The 12,574-nt window shown below is 70.2% G+C and carries 15 protein-coding genes; 14 read left to right on the top strand and 1 reads right to left on the bottom strand.

Annotated elements, in window-relative coordinates:
• Positions 1-74: 74 nt before the first annotated feature.
• From DEJ14_RS11440 to trmD, 6 genes are all read left to right on the top strand, one after another.
• On the top strand, positions 75-899 hold the full coding sequence (locus tag DEJ14_RS11440) for an SDR family oxidoreductase (RefSeq protein WP_111086065.1): 825 nt from the start codon (positions 75-77) through the stop codon (positions 897-899).
• Between the two features lie 4 nt (positions 900-903).
• Positions 904-3,024, top strand: coding sequence for an oxidoreductase (locus tag DEJ14_RS11435; RefSeq protein ID WP_258373318.1), 2,121 nt, complete (start codon positions 904-906; stop codon positions 3,022-3,024).
• Between the two features lie 164 nt (positions 3,025-3,188).
• Positions 3,189-3,602 (top strand): 30S ribosomal protein S16, encoded by a 414-nt coding sequence (gene rpsP / locus DEJ14_RS11430; RefSeq protein WP_111086066.1) that lies wholly within the window; start codon positions 3,189-3,191, stop codon positions 3,600-3,602.
• A 3-nt stretch (positions 3,603-3,605) separates the two neighbouring features.
• On the top strand, positions 3,606-3,842 hold the full coding sequence (locus DEJ14_RS11425; RefSeq protein ID WP_111086067.1) for an RNA-binding protein: 237 nt from the start codon (positions 3,606-3,608) through the stop codon (positions 3,840-3,842).
• A 19-nt stretch (positions 3,843-3,861) separates the two neighbouring features.
• A complete protein-coding gene (rimM, locus tag DEJ14_RS11420) occupies positions 3,862-4,407 on the top strand; it encodes a ribosome maturation factor RimM (protein WP_181437585.1) in 546 nt (181 codons plus the stop codon).
• Positions 4,408-4,412: 5 nt separating this feature from the next.
• Positions 4,413-5,105: a tRNA (guanosine(37)-N1)-methyltransferase TrmD gene (gene trmD / locus DEJ14_RS11415; protein ID WP_110863975.1), complete on the top strand. Its 693-nt coding sequence runs from the start codon at positions 4,413-4,415 to the stop codon at positions 5,103-5,105.
• Positions 5,106-5,259: 154 nt separating this feature from the next.
• Here trmD and map read toward each other — a convergent pair whose 3' ends face one another.
• Positions 5,260-6,051 carry a type I methionyl aminopeptidase gene (gene map / locus DEJ14_RS11410; protein ID WP_111086068.1) on the bottom strand — a complete coding sequence of 264 codons (792 nt, stop codon included), beginning with the start codon at positions 6,049-6,051 and terminating at the stop codon, positions 5,260-5,262.
• 167 nt (positions 6,052-6,218) lie between these two features.
• Here map and rplS point away from each other — a divergent pair, with 167 nt between their 5' ends.
• From rplS to DEJ14_RS11370, 8 genes are all read left to right on the top strand, one after another.
• Positions 6,219-6,575, top strand: a complete 357-nt coding sequence (gene rplS, locus DEJ14_RS11405; RefSeq protein ID WP_111086069.1) for a 50S ribosomal protein L19 — start codon at positions 6,219-6,221, stop codon at positions 6,573-6,575.
• A 133-nt stretch (positions 6,576-6,708) separates the two neighbouring features.
• Positions 6,709-7,452, top strand: a complete 744-nt coding sequence (lepB, locus tag DEJ14_RS11400) for a signal peptidase I (protein ID WP_111086070.1) — start codon at positions 6,709-6,711, stop codon at positions 7,450-7,452.
• Entirely contained in the window at positions 7,449-8,147 is a 699-nt protein-coding gene (rnhB, locus tag DEJ14_RS11395) for a ribonuclease HII (protein ID WP_111086071.1), read from the top strand. Before lepB ends, rnhB begins: the two co-directional genes overlap by 4 nt.
• Positions 8,148-8,415: 268 nt before the next feature.
• A complete protein-coding gene (locus DEJ14_RS11390; RefSeq protein ID WP_111086072.1) occupies positions 8,416-8,739 on the top strand; it encodes a DUF2469 family protein in 324 nt (107 codons plus the stop codon).
• A gap of 105 nt (positions 8,740-8,844) precedes the next feature.
• On the top strand, positions 8,845-9,192 hold the full coding sequence (locus DEJ14_RS11385) for a histone-like nucleoid-structuring protein Lsr2 (protein WP_111086073.1): 348 nt from the start codon (positions 8,845-8,847) through the stop codon (positions 9,190-9,192).
• Positions 9,193-9,344: 152 nt separating this feature from the next.
• On the top strand, positions 9,345-9,734 hold the full coding sequence (locus tag DEJ14_RS11380) for a YraN family protein (RefSeq protein WP_111086074.1): 390 nt from the start codon (positions 9,345-9,347) through the stop codon (positions 9,732-9,734).
• Positions 9,731-10,870 carry an ATP-binding protein gene (locus DEJ14_RS11375; RefSeq protein ID WP_258373320.1) on the top strand — a complete coding sequence of 380 codons (1,140 nt, stop codon included), beginning with the start codon at positions 9,731-9,733 and terminating at the stop codon, positions 10,868-10,870. Before DEJ14_RS11380 ends, DEJ14_RS11375 begins: the two co-directional genes overlap by 4 nt.
• A 117-nt stretch (positions 10,871-10,987) precedes the next feature.
• Entirely contained in the window at positions 10,988-12,508 is a 1,521-nt protein-coding gene (locus tag DEJ14_RS11370) for a recombinase family protein (RefSeq protein ID WP_111086075.1), read from the top strand.
• Positions 12,509-12,574 lie beyond the last annotated feature (66 nt).

The raw sequence follows: 12,574 nt of genomic DNA, 5'->3' as shown, positions 1-12,574 counted from the left end.
ACCCACCGGACGGGAGGCCCGTGGCGGGCCCGCCACGGGCCTCCCGTCCCTCCCCACGCACGTAGAGGACCGCAGTGACCGACACCACCAACGCACCCATCGCACTGATCACGGGCGCTTCGCGCGGCATCGGCCGCCTGCTCGCGCAGAAGCTCGGCCAGCGCGGCGTGACCGTCGTGGTCACGTACAAGGGCAACGCCGACCTGGCCGAGGAGTCGCTCGCCGACGTCAAGGCCGCCGGCGGCGACGGGATCACCGCGCAGGTCGACATCGAGCAGCCGGAGTCGATCGACGCCCTGTTCGATCTGGTGCGCGACACCTACGGTCGCCTCGACTACTTCGTCGCGAACGCCGCTGCCAGCGCGTTCAAGCCGGTCAAGGAACTGAAGCTGCACCACCTGGACCGCAGCTACGCCACCAACGCCCGCTCGTTCGTGCTCGGGGCGCAGCGTGCCGCCGAGCTGATGGACCACGGTGGGCGCATCGTCGTCGTGACCTCGTACGGATCGCTCCGCGCGTTCCCGACCTACGCCGCGCTCGGCGCCGCGAAGGCCATGAGCGAGTCGTACATGAAGTACATGGCGGTCGAGTTCGGTCCGCGCCAGATCACCGTGAACGCCGTCAACGGTGGCCTGATCGACACCGACTCGCTCGAGTACTTCTACACGAAGGTCCCCGGCCAGGCGCCGATCGACTCGGTGTTCGAGAAGCTCCCGCTGCAGCGCCCCGGCACCGCCGACGACATGGCCGACGCGGTGGACTTCCTGCTGTCCGACAAGGCCGGCTACATCACCGGCCAGGTGCTGTCGGTCGACGGCGGCCTGACCGTGATCGCACCGCCGTTCTGGGCGGACACGACGTCGCCGCTGCGCGACGCGGTGCTCCCTCCGGCAGAGTAGGGGCATGAGCACCGTCGCCATGCCCGAGCTCGCCGTCGTCTCCTCGCCGTGGACACTCGGCCCCCTGACCCTGCCCAACCGGGTGGTCATGGGGTCGATGCACACCGGACTCGAGGTGCACGACGACGGTGGAGCCGGCATGGCGGCGTTCTACCGCGAACGTGCCGCCGGCGGCGCCGCCTGCATCATCACCGGCGGCATCGCGGTGAACGACGAGGCCCGGGGCGGCCCCGACTTCGCCGTGTTCGGTGTCGGGGGAGCGGACGAGCGGTTCCGCACGGCGGTCGACGCCGTGCACGAGGAGGGCTCCACGATCCTCGCGCAGCTGTTCCACGCCGGGCGGTACGCGCTCGCCGCGGGGATGGTCGACCGGCACGGGGACCCCCAGCGCGTGGTGGCACCGTCTGCCCTGCCCTGGGCGGCCGCGCGCGGCGTGGTGCCGACCGAGCTGACGCCGACCGAGATCGAGCGCACCATCGAGGACTTCGCCGCTGCGGCCCGGTCCGCGCGCGACATCGGGTTCGACGGCGTCGAGATCATGGCGTCCGAGGGGTACCTCATCAACCAGTTCCAGTCGCCGCTGACGAACCTGCGTGACGACGAGTGGGGCGGTTCGCCGGAGCGTCGACGGCGGTTCACGGTGTCGGTCGTCGAGGCCGTCCGTGCAGCGGTGCCCGACCTGGCCGTGACGATCCGGCTCTCCGGCGCCGACCTGATGCCCGGTTCGTCGACCGAGGACGACGTCGACGCCCTGGTGCAGGACCTGCTGCCGCTCGGGCTCGACGGCATCTCGGTCGGGATCGGCTGGCACGAGTCCCGCACCCCGACCGTGCAGGCCGCCGTGCCGCACGGTGCCTGGCTCGCCTACGCCGCGCGCATCGCCGGAGTCGTGCGCGCCTCGTCGTACCCCGACGTCCGGGTGATCGCGTCGAACCGGATGACCGACCTGCGCGACGGTGAGACCGTCCTCGCCGACGGAGCCATCGACGCCGTCGCGCTCGCCCGACCGTTCCTCGCCGACCCCGCGCTCGTGAACCGGTCGCTCGCGGGCCGGTTCGCCCTGGTGAACACGTGCATCGGCTGCAACCAGGCGTGCCTCGACCGCTCGATCATCGGAGCACCGGTGTCCTGCCTGGTGAACCCGCGCGCCGCCCGCGAGGTCGCGTTCCCGGCGCGTCCGACCAGCGACCCGAAGCGCGTCGACGTCGTCGGCGGGGGACCGGCCGGTCTCGCCGCAGCCGTCGACGCCGCCCGACGCGGCCACCACGTCACCGTGTGGGAGGCCGCCGACCGGCTCGGCGGCCAGTTCGGCCTCGCCGCGCTCGTGCCCGGCAAGGAGGACTACGCCGCCACCGTGCGGGCTGCCCGTGCCGAACTCGACGAGCGGGGAGCCACGGTGCACCTCGGCCGCCCGGCGACGCCCGCGGACCTCGCCGACAGCGACGCCGTGGTGCTCGCCGCCGGGGTGGTCCCGCGCGACGTCGACGTCCCCGGTGCAGACCTGCCGCACGTCCTGTCGTACGAGCGGGCGCTGCGCGGGGGCGTGCCGGCCGGCTCCGTCGCGATCATCGGTGGCGGCGGCATCGGCGTCGACACCGCAGCGTTCCTGACCGAGTCGCCGGACGAGTCGGTCCGCGCCACCGAGTTCGCGGCGCGCTGGGACCTCGACGTCTCCGAGGAGCTCGTCGGCGACGTGCCCCAGCGGCTGCCCGCGGCGTCGCGCCCGATCCGGCCGGGCTCCGACGTCACCGTGCTCCGCCGATCGGGCAAGTTCGGGCAGGGCGTCGGGATCACCTCGCGCTGGGTCGCCATCGGTCGCCTCCGTGACGCCGGGGTGCGCATGGTCGGTGGCGTGCAGGAGTACCTGCGCATCGAGCCCGGTGTCCTCTGGATCCGCGACGAGCACGGCGAGGAGCGTGCGATCCCGGCGGACACCGTCGTGGTCTGCGCCGGGCAGGAACGCGCGATCGACACCGACGGTGACGTGCCTGACGGACTCGTGACGGTCCTCCAGGCCGCCGGTGTGCCGTTCGCCGTCGTCGGCGGCGCACGCGACGCACGGAGCGTGGACGCGGTCCGCGCGACGTCCGAGGCCCTCGAAGCGGTCCGGCGACTCGCGCCGTAGCGCGTCGGCTCGCATCGCGGCCCGGAATCTGTAAGAATGAACGGTCGAATCGCCGCAGCTCGACCCTCTATCCAGCTGTGAGCGATCTCTCTCGAGCTTTCACCGTGTGTGCCCCCACGCCCGCGGTTCCAGTTCAACCACAACGTAAGCAAACAGGAGCAATTGTGGCTGTCAAGATCCGTCTGAAGCGTCTCGGTAAGATCCGTGCGCCCTACTACCGCATCGTCGTCGCCGACTCGCGCACCAAGCGCGATGGTCGTGTCCTCGAGGAGATCGGTCAGTACCACCCGACCGAGGAGCCCTCGGTCATCAAGATCGAGTCCGAGCGTGCGCTCTACTGGCTCGGCGTCGGCGCGCAGCCGACCGAGCAGGTCGCGGCCCTCCTCAAGCTGACCGGCGACTGGGCCAAGTTCAAGGGCGAGAAGGACACCGCGTCCAAGGTCAAGGTCGCCGAGCCGAAGCAGGCCTTCCAGGTCGACTCCTCGAAGAAGGCCGTCCTCAAGCCGAAGTCGGAGAAGACGGCTCCCGCCGCCAAGACCGACGACGCCGAGACCGCCGACGAGACGACCGAGGCGTAGTCCTTGCTCGAATCCGCGCTGACGCACCTCGTCAAGGGGATCGTCGATCACCCTGACGACGTGCGCGTCGCCAGCTCCACCTCCCCGCGGGGCGAGGTCCTCGAGGTGCGCGTGCACCCCGAGGACCTCGGCCGCGTGATCGGACGTGCCGGGCGGACCGCCAAGGCACTCCGCACCCTCGTCTCGGCCCTGGCCGACGGCAAGCGTGTGCGGGTCGACGTGGTCGACACCGATTCCTAGGGAGACGACCCAGCTCCGGGTGGGTCGAATCACGAAGGCACACGGGCTCAAGGGCGGCATCAAGCTCGAGCTCTACACCGACGACCCGGATCGTCGGTTCACCCCCGGTGCCACGTTCACGCTCCAGGTCCCCGACGACTCACCGTGGTCGGGCAAGACCCTCGAGCTGGACGAGCTCCGCTGGTACAACGGTCACCCCGTCGCGTTCTTCGCCGGGATCGACGACCGCACCGGCGCCGAGTCGCTCGCCCGGATCATCCTCTGGGTCGAGCAGGACGCCGACGCCGAGACCGGCGAGGACGACGCCTGGTACGACCACCAGCTGGTCGGGCTGAAGGTGCTGCGTGACGGCGTCGAGGTCGGTACCGTGGCGCGGGTGGACCACATGCCGGCGCAGGACCTGCTCGCGGTCGACACCCCGTCGCGCGGCGAGGTCCTCGTGCCGTTCGTCGCGGCGATCGTGCCCGCGGTCGACATCGCGTCCGGCACCGTCACGGTCACGCCGCCGCAGGGCCTGTTCGAGGACCCCGAGGACACATCGCGTCCCGAGACGGTCACGGACTAGCTGCCGTGCGGATCGACATCGTCACGATCTTCCCGGAGTTCTTCTCCGTGCTCGACGTGTCCCTGCTGGGCAAGGCCCGCTCCGGCGGTCTGCTCGACCTGCACGTGCACGACCTGCGGTCGTGGACCACCGACCGGCACCGCACCGTCGACGACACCCCGTACGGCGGTGGCGCCGGCATGGTGATGAAGCCGGAACCCTGGGCGCAGGCGCTCGAGGCGCTCTTCCGCCCCGACGGCTCGTCGACCCTGGTGGTCCCGACGCCGGCCGGCACGCCCTTCACGCAGTCGATCGCTCGGTCGCTCGCGTCGACGTCGGAGCACCTCGTGTTCGCCTGCGGGCGGTACGAGGGCATCGATGCCCGCGTCTTCGAGTGGGCGTCGTCACGCGCCACCGTCGTGGAGCTCTCGCTCGGCGACTACGTGCTGAACGGCGGCGAGGTCGCCGCGATGGCGATGATCGAGGCGGTCGGACGACTCGTGCCCGGCGTCGTCGGCAACCCCGAGTCGCTCGTCGAGGAGTCCCACGAGGACGGCCTGCTCGAGTACCCCTCCTACACCAAGCCCGCGTCGTGGCGCGGCCTCGACGTCCCCGACGTCCTGCTCAGCGGGCACCACGCCCGCGTCGGTGCGTGGCGGCACGAGCAGCAGCTGGAGCGGACGCGGCGCGTCCGTCCGGACCTGCTGCCCGACGCGTAGCGCCTTCCTGCTCCTGCTCCTGCCCCCCCCCGAGACTCGGGCTGAGCGACAGTTCTCGCGGTCGCGATCGCGAGAACTGTCGCTGGGCATGAGACTCGGCTCCGCCGTTTCGGACTGGAGGCGCGGGGCGGGCCCGCACCGCGCCTCCAGTCCGTCAGGCGGTCGGGTCGGCGCGCTGGGCGCGACGCAGCGTCAGGACCTCGGGTCCGTGCTCGGTGACCGCCACCGTGTGCTCGACGTGCGCAGCACGTGAGCCGTCGACGCTCCGGAGCGTCCAGCCGTCATCGTCCTGGTACAGCTCGTCGGTGCCCTGCATGAGCCACGGCTCGATCGCGACCACCAGGCCCGGCCGGAGCTTCAGGCCGCGACCCGGACGTCCGTCGTTCGGCACGTGCGGGTCGCCGTGCATCGTGTGACCGACACCGTGCCCGCCGAACTGCAGGTTGACGCCGTAGCCCGCCTGCTTCGCCACGTGCCCGATCGCGTGCGAGACGTCGCCGAGCTTGTTGCCCGGAGCAGCCTGCGCGATGCCGGCGGCCAGGGCGCGCTCGACGGTCGAGATGAGGGCCTGGTCCTCGTCGCGAGGCGTCCCGACCTGCACCGACACAGCGGAGTCCGCCACCCAGCCGTCGACGCTCGCGGCGAAGTCGAGGCTGACGAGGTCGCCGTCCTGCAGCACGTGGTCGAACGGCAGACCGTGCAGTGCGGCGTCGTTCACCGAGGTGCACAGGTTCTTGCCGAACGGCGACCTGCCGAACGAGGGGTGGTAGTCGACGTAGCAGCTCTCGGCACCCCGGTCGGCGATCATCCGCGCGGCGACGCGGTCGAGCTCGAGCAGGTTCACGCCGACGTCGACCGTGACGAGCAGTTCGTCGAGGACGTCGGCCACGAACCGACCGGCGACACGCAGGCCGTCGAGTTCCGTGGGGGTGCGCAGTTCGATCATGGGTCCATCCTCGCTGTTTTGCCCCCGGCGTTCCGTGTGGCAGTATGGACCGCTGTGCCCTGGCTGGACTCTGCCACGGGGGAGTCGCCGACACCGGGCACGCACCACCACTTCATCAGACATCGATCCGCGGCGACCCGTGTGCGTCCGCAGAGAGTAGAACAGCCATGAGCCAGCTCCTCGACAACGTCGACGCAGCATCGCTGCGGACCGACGTCCCGGACTTCCGCGCCGGTGACACCATCAAGGTGCACGTGAACATCGTGGAAGGCACGCGCTCGCGTGTCCAGGTCTTCCAGGGTGTCGTCATCGGTCGCCAGGGCCACGGCATCGGCGAGACCTTCAAGGTCCGCAAGGTGAGCTTCCAGGTCGGCGTCGAGCGCTGGTTCCCGGTGCACTCGCCGATCATCGACCACATCGAGATCGTCACCAAGGGTGACGTCCGTCGCGCGAAGCTCTACTACCTGCGCGAACTGCGCGGCAAGGCGGCCCGCCGCAAGATCAAGGAGAAGCGCGACGCCTGATCGCCTTCGCAGTGAGCGTCCGCGAGCCGGACGCCGCTGCTGGCCCCTCGCCGATGTACGGTTGTGCATCGACGGGGGGCTTTCCCTTTGCGCCCGCTGAACCCGGGCGGGCACGGTGTGAACGAGAGCGGAAATGACGGACACGACTGAGGAATCCGGGCGCAGGCCCCGGCCCGAGAAGCAGCGCAACGGGATCCTCACATTCCTCCGCGACCTCGTCATCATCTTCATCGCGGCGCTGCTCGTGTCGTTCTTGGTCAAGACGTTCCTGATCCGCTCGTTCTACATCCCGTCGGCGTCGATGGAGAACACGCTGCAGATCAACGACCGCGTGATCGTCAACGAACTCGTCCCGGGTGTCGTGGCGCTGAAACGCGGCGACGTCGTCGTGTTCAAGGACCCGGGTGGATGGCTCGCCGGGTCCGAGGTGCCGAGCGTCACGCCGGACACCCAGCCCGCCAAGGCGATCGACTGGGTCCTGACGCAGATCGGCCTCGGGACGGGTGACAGTGACGACCACCTCATCAAGCGCGTGATCGGTCTGCCGGGGGACAAGGTCTCCTGCTGCAACGACCTCGGGCAGATGTCCGTGAACGGCGTCCCGATCAAGGAGCCGTACCTCAAGCTGCCGGCCGGCGCTCCCGCCTCGGCGACCGACTTCTCCGTCACCGTGCCGAAGGGCACCATCTGGGTGATGGGCGACAACCGCAACGACTCCAAGGACTCCCGCTACAACGGGGACACGCCATCGAAGGGGTTCGTGCCGTTGTCCGACGTGACCGGCCGGGCCTTCGTGATCTCCTGGCCGACGAGCCGCTGGACGTGGCTCGACGACCACCCCGAGGTGTTCGCCGGGGTGGAGGAGCGCGACCAGTGACCGCCGTCCGCCCCTCCCTCCGCGTCGAGAAGCGGCTGCTGGCCGAAGGCCGTGTCACGGTCATCGGGATGGACGAGGTCGGACGCGGTGCGATCGCCGGTCCCGTCGGCGTGGGCGTCGCGGCCGTGACGATCGACGTCGGGCGGGTCCCGCAAGGTCTGGCCGACTCGAAGCTGCTGTCCGCCACCCGCCGGACGGACCTGGTCCCCGTCGTCACCCGGTGGGCGCGCACCGCCGTCGGCATGGCGTCCGCCGAGTACGTCGACCGGCAGGGGATCGTCCCGGCGCTCGGAGCTGCAGGGGCGCAGGCGCTCGAGTCCCTGGTCGCCGGTGGCCTGTCGCTCGACGGCGCAGTGGTCGTGCTGGACGGTTCGTTCGACTGGCTGACCCGTGCCGTCCCCGCGTCGCTCCGTCCGACGACGGACCCGCTCGAGGTCGTCGTGCAGGTCAAGGCCGACCGGGACTGCGCCTCGGTCGCCGCGGCGTCGATCGTGGCGAAGGTCGCGCGGGACGCCATGATGATCGCAGCCCACGACGAGGCGCCCCACTACGCCTGGGCGTCGAACAAGGGCTACGGCTCGACCGCGCACTACGACGCCATCCGCGCGGTCGGGGCGCACGCACTGCACCGGAAGTCGTGGTTGCACCAGGCGTCGAGCGTGTCACTGGACGGCTTCGACGCGCTCGTCAGCTGACGCGCTGCGGTCGCCCGTGCCCGGCGGTGGCCCGTCCGCTCTGCCCCGGCGGCGGCTCGTGAGGTTCCGAAATCTCGGCATCTCGGCGCACGCCCGGTGCCGCCGCAGACCCTCGGCAGCGCGCACGCGGCGTGTTGTGGAACCTCGGTGAGCTCGTAGAGGAGCGGCCGGCCTCGGGTGCGTTCGGCCCTCACGTTCGCGGCGCTGGGGCGCATGGCTGAGGGGTGGTCGCGCACTGGTGCGGCTGCCGCCGTAGACTGTGGGCGCAATGGATGAGGACGAATTCGACGACTACGACCGCGAGGTCGAGCTGGCCCTGTACCGCGAGTACCGCGACGTCGTGTCGCAGTTCCGCTACGTGGTCGAGACCGAGCGGCGTTTCTACCTGGCGAACGAGGTCGAACTCGTGCGCCGGGACACCGAACACGATTTCTACTTCGAACTGACGATGAACGACGTCTGGGTGTGGGACGTCTACCGTTCCGACCGGTTCGTGAAGGGCGTCCGCGTCCTCACGTTCAAGGACGTGAATGTCGAAGAACTGACATCGCGAGAACTCGAACTGCCGAAGGAACTCGCACTCGACGAGTGATCGTCAATTCCGGTGCATTCGGTGAATCGCCGGTGATCAGTGACGTGCCGGAATTCCACGCGCTATTCTGGTCGGGATTTCCCGTCCAATGAACAGGAGCCGCGCATGGCACAGAAGGTCACCGTCCAGCTCGTCGACGACCTCGACGATTCCCCCATCACCACCGGTGAAGGTCGCACGGTCGAATTCGGTTTCGACGGCTCGTCGTACGAGATCGACCTGACGAACGACAACGTCGACAAGTTCCGCGAAGCGATCTCCGACTACATCGCCGCAGCGCGCAAGGTCTCCGGTCGTCGCACCGGCAGCACAGCCCCGAAGTCGGCCCCCAAGCGTGGCAACTCCGAAGAGCTCGGCAAGATCCGCGAGTGGGCGAAGGAGAACGGCTACGAGGTCTCGACCCGTGGTCGTATCTCGACCCAGGTGCAGGAAGCGTACGCAGCCGCACACTGAGCCGCTGTCGACGAAGGACCCGGGTGATCGTGATCACCCGGGTCCTTCGTCATTCCTCCCCAAGGGCGATCGTCGTCGTCTGATTCCACAGAGCCGTCGTCGGCGCCCACCCACGCTGCCGTTCCCGCGATCGTTGCCGTGGAGGCAATGACATGGAACAGAAGCTGCACGATCGCCCCGGACGAACACTCCGGAACGGCCGCCTGGGGCGGTTCGGCGAGGACCAGGCCGTGGCGTGGTTGCACGAACGGGGATTCCGGGTCCTCGAGCGGAATTGGCGGTGTGCCCGGGGCGAGATCGACATCGTCGCGTGGGATTCCTGCACGCTTGCTTTCATCGAGGTGAAGACGCGATCGGGTACGACGACGGGGCATCCGTTCGAGGCGATCACGGCGACGAAGCTCAAGCGGATGCGACGACTCGTGGCCGAGTGGTTCGACGCCCATCCGGAGGTGTCGGCACGCGCGATCCGCATCGACGTCGTCGCGGTCCACGTCGACGGTCCCCGGACGGCCGTGCACCACGTGGCGGGTGTGCTGTGACCGGCATCGGGCGTGCTGCGGCCGTCGCCCTGCTCGGCGTGACCGGGCGCCGGATCGAGGTCGAGGCCCACCTGACCAGCCAGCTGCCCGCCTTCAGCATCATCGGACTGCCGGACACCTCGCTCGGCGAGGCGCGTGAGCGGGTCCGTGCCGCCGCTGCGAACGCCGGGTGTCCGTTGCCGGCTCGCCGGATCACGGTGAACCTGACGCCCGCGGCGATCCCGAAACGGGGTTCCGGGTTCGACCTGGCGATCGCGATGGCCGTGCTCGCCGGCGCCGGACTCGCACCCGACGTCAGTGAGCGGATCGTCTACATCGGGGAGCTCGGTCTGGATGGTCGGGTCCGGCCGGTCGCGGGGGTCATCCCGATGCTGCTCGCGGCCCGCGACGCCGGGGCCGACCGGGTCGTGCTGCCGATCGGCAACCTGCCCGAGGCCCGCGTGGTCGACGGCGTGCGCACCACCGGGGTCGACTCCCTCCGTGCGGCCGCGATCGACGCCGGCGCGCTGTTGCCGCCGGTCGAGGTCGACGCGGTGCTGCCGGTGCCGGTGCCCTCGGTCCAACGCCCGGTGGCCGAACTGTCGGACGTCGTCGGGAACCCGATCGGGGTCCGTGCCGTCGTCGCCGCGGCGGCCGGAGGACACCACGCGCTCCTGCTCGGTCCGCCCGGTGCCGGCAAGACGATGCTCGCCGAGCGCCTGCCCGGACTCCTGCCCGACCTCGACGACGCGACCGCGCTCGAGGTCGCCGCCGTCCGGTCCGTCGCCGGACTCGGACCGGCGTCGTGGAGCACGAAGCCCCCGTGGGAGGCCCCGCACCACTCCGCGTCGGCGATCTCCCTGATCGGCGGCGGCTCCGGTGTGCTGCGACCCGGAGCAGTGTCGCGTGCGACCGGCGGCATCCTGTTCCTCGACGACACGAGGGAGCGCAAAAGGCGACATCCCACAGATGGAAGGCCCACCTCATGTCGAGTCCCCGCACCAACCGCGACTACCCCAAGACCCCCCGATCCACGACCGGGCTCCTGGCCTGGGGGATCACCGCCTTCGCCCTCGCGGGTGCGGTCGCCGGGTTCGCCCTTGCCGCGCACATCTACGAGCCGCCGTCGGGCCTGCCCGCGATCGAGCGGTGCGTGAACGACGACTACAACGACGGCAGCCAGGACCGATGCTGGACCGAAACCACAGACAGCAAGGTCCTCGTCATCGACAGCAACGACAAGGTGGTCAGTGACGCTCGCTAGGCTCCGGGGCATGAAGCGCGCCGTCCTCTACTGCCGCGTCTCGCGGTCCACCGAGGAGTCCGTCTCGATCGACCGCCAGGAACACGAGCTCCGGACGGTCGCCGAGGCTGCCGGGTGGCCCGTGGTTGCCGTTTTTACGGATGACGGGCTATCGGGACGCAAGGATCGCGCGAAGGCGGACCGGGCGCTCGCCATGCTCGAGGACGGCGAGGCAGACGTGCTGCTCGTGTGGGAGATGTCGCGGTGGTCGCGCATGGGCTTGTCCGCCGTGGCGAAGCTGGTCGGCGTGCTTGGAGCTCGGGACGGGGCACTGTTCGTCGCCCACAAGGAGGGCTTGCGGTCCGACCAGCCCGCGTTCGGGATCATGGCGGCCGTCATCGCGGAAGTCGCTGCGATGGAAGCCGAGGGCACGCGGGACCGCATCAAGTCGATGCGGTCCCACGTGCTCGGCCAGACCGAACCCGGCGAGATGCGATGGCTCGGCGGCTCTGCGCCCTTCGGCTACCGGGCCGAGGCCCGACCCGGTGGTGGCAAGCGGCTCGTGATCGACGAGGACGAAGCCCCGGCCGCACGGACCGCGGCACGCATGTTCACCACCGGTTCGAGTCTCACCGAGGTGACCACCTGGCTTCAGGGACAGGGAGTGGCGACACCGCAGTCCCCGGCACGCCGGGCACGCCAGACCGGGCAACCGGTCGACGGGCTCGACGCCGGCATGTGGCGCCTGACCACAGTCCGCAAGCTGTTCCTGTCGCCCACGCTCCTGGGGCGGACTACGCGGAGGGTTCAAGTCGGGCAGCGAGCCGACGGCAGTCCGATCGAGGAGTACCGCGTGGTCACCGACGCCGCCGGACTGCCGATCCAACGGTGGGAGCCGGTGATCGACCCCGGCACCTGGGCCGCCATCCAAGCGTCGATCGTCAAGCGTGGACCCAACTCGCCCAAGAAGGCGGCCAGCTGGCTCAGCGGACTGCTGTTCTGCGGGCTGTGCGGCTCGGTGCTCTACGCGAACCACCGGAAGGACAGGGCCCTCGGCACGTTCCGCTGCGCCAACAAGGCCGTGCCGTCGCAGAAGTGCCCCGGGGTCTCGATCGCACGAGGTGCACTCGAGGCGTACATGGAAGGCCTGATCCTCGACGCCATCGGGGGACTCGACGAGCTCCGCGTGAGCGAGCGAGTCGAGGGTGCAGACGCCAGCGAGCTCGAGGCCGTGGCCCACGCGATCGGGGATCTTCAGGCAGCGCTCGCCGAGGACGGCGCCGACTACGCCGTGCTGCTGCCCAAGCTCGACGCCAGCAAGGCCCGACGCCGCGAGCTCCTCGAGGCGCCCGGACGAGTCGTGCGGACGCGAGTCGCCACAGGCCGAACCCTGGCCGAGGCCTGGACCGTTGGCGGCGTTCGAGAGCGCCAAGTCCTCATCGCCGGCATGCTCCACGGAGTCGAGGTGGCCCGTCCGCTCGGCTCACGTCGACCGATCGAGGAGCGGCTAACGGTGTTCTGGCACGACCCGATCGCCGAGGACGACGACTGACGGGAGGAGGCCGGCCAGAACCCCCTTGCGCTGCTGCCGCACGGGGGCGTAGGCTGGATATGATGA

This window comes from Curtobacterium sp. MCJR17_020, from assembly GCF_003234365.2.
Classification (GTDB): Bacteria; Actinomycetota; Actinomycetes; order Actinomycetales; family Microbacteriaceae; genus Curtobacterium.
Note: the sequence above shows the minus strand (reverse complement) of the source record. Positions and strands in the feature narration are given on the sequence as shown.

What these genes read in the sequence shown, in the direction of transcription:
- DEJ14_RS11370 (WP_111086075.1), top strand. Translation starts at nt 10,988, where the DNA reads ATGAAGCGCGCCGTCCTCTACTGCCGCGTCTCGCGGTCCACCGAGGAG.
- lepB (WP_111086070.1), top strand. Translation starts at nt 6,709, where the DNA reads ATGACGGACACGACTGAGGAATCCGGGCGCAGGCCCCGGCCCGAGAAG.
- DEJ14_RS11390 (WP_111086072.1), top strand. Translation starts at nt 8,416, where the DNA reads ATGGATGAGGACGAATTCGACGACTACGACCGCGAGGTCGAGCTGGCC.
- DEJ14_RS11435 (WP_258373318.1), top strand. Translation starts at nt 904, where the DNA reads ATGAGCACCGTCGCCATGCCCGAGCTCGCCGTCGTCTCCTCGCCGTGG.
- map (WP_111086068.1), bottom strand. Translation starts at nt 6,051, where the DNA reads ATGATCGAACTGCGCACCCCCACGGAACTCGACGGCCTGCGTGTCGCC.
- rplS (WP_111086069.1), top strand. Translation starts at nt 6,219, where the DNA reads ATGAGCCAGCTCCTCGACAACGTCGACGCAGCATCGCTGCGGACCGAC.
- DEJ14_RS11380 (WP_111086074.1), top strand. Translation starts at nt 9,345, where the DNA reads ATGGAACAGAAGCTGCACGATCGCCCCGGACGAACACTCCGGAACGGC.
- DEJ14_RS11385 (WP_111086073.1), top strand. Translation starts at nt 8,845, where the DNA reads ATGGCACAGAAGGTCACCGTCCAGCTCGTCGACGACCTCGACGATTCC.